Below are 807 nucleotides of genomic sequence, written 5' to 3' on the forward strand. Positions count from 1 at the left end.
TCACGATTGACGAAGCTTGCGCTTCATTCGTTTTTGTATTCCGTAGAATACGATTTTTGCCTCATCGTTCAGTTTTCAAAGTTCGTCATAAAAATGGTGGAGCCTAGCGGGATCGAACCGCTGACCTCCTGCGTGCAAGGCAGGCGCTCTCCCAGCTGAGCTAAGGCCCCATTAAAGGGATGAAATTGAAGATGGTCGGGAAGACAGGATTCGAACCTGCGACCCCTTGGTCCCAAACCAAGTGCTCTACCAAGCTGAGCTACTTCCCGAAAATGCACCCTGAGAGATTCGAACTCCCGACCCCTTGATTCGTAGTCAAGTACTCTATCCAGCTGAGCTAAGGGTGCGGAATATAAGGATCAAACAGCAAACATCAAAATGAAAATGGTACCGAGGGCCGGAATCGAACCGGCACGGGGAAACCCCCGCAGGATTTTAAGTCCTGTGCGTCTACCAGTTCCGCCACCCCGGCAGGGATATAAAAGGTAGAACCTTCATTCATAGTTGAATTCTGGTGATCATTGAAGATAAAAATGGTGCCGGCAACAGGAGTCGAACCCGCGACCTACTGATTACAAGTCAGTTGCTCTACCAGCTGAGCTACACCGGCAAGTGTAATGAAAATGGTGGAGGATGACGGGATCGAACCGCCGACCCCCTGCTTGTAAGGCAGGTGCTCTCCCAGCTGAGCTAATCCTCCATATGTATCGCCTGGCAGCGTCCTATCCTCACAGGGGGAAGCCCCCAACTACTTTCGGCGTTCAAGTGCTTAACTTCCGTGTTCGGCATGGGAACGGGTGTGACCAC

Annotated in this window: 6 tRNA genes and 1 rRNA gene; all 7 read right to left on the reverse strand. The window is 51.4% G+C overall.

The features are described from left to right. Positions 1-94 precede the first annotated feature (94 nt). A tRNA-Ala gene (locus KNQ08_RS16755) sits at positions 95-170 on the reverse strand. Between the two features lie 22 nt (positions 171-192). Beyond that, positions 193-269, reverse strand: a tRNA-Pro gene (locus tag KNQ08_RS16760). A 4-nt stretch (positions 270-273) separates the two neighbouring features. After that, positions 274-347: transfer RNA gene (locus tag KNQ08_RS16765), tRNA-Arg, on the reverse strand. 38 nt (positions 348-385) lie between these two features. Then, positions 386-472: transfer RNA gene (locus KNQ08_RS16770), tRNA-Leu, on the reverse strand. Between the two features lie 62 nt (positions 473-534). Continuing rightward, positions 535-610 (reverse strand) — tRNA-Thr (locus KNQ08_RS16775). 14 nt (positions 611-624) lie between these two features. Then, positions 625-700 (reverse strand) — tRNA-Val (locus KNQ08_RS16780). Between the two features lie 9 nt (positions 701-709). Beyond that, positions 710-807, reverse strand: a 5S ribosomal RNA gene (rrf, locus tag KNQ08_RS16785); the annotation flags it as partial.

The sequence above is a fragment of the Exiguobacterium sp. s46 genome, assembly GCF_018618875.1.
GTDB lineage: Bacteria > Bacillota > Bacilli > Exiguobacteriales > Exiguobacteriaceae > Exiguobacterium_A > Exiguobacterium_A abrahamii.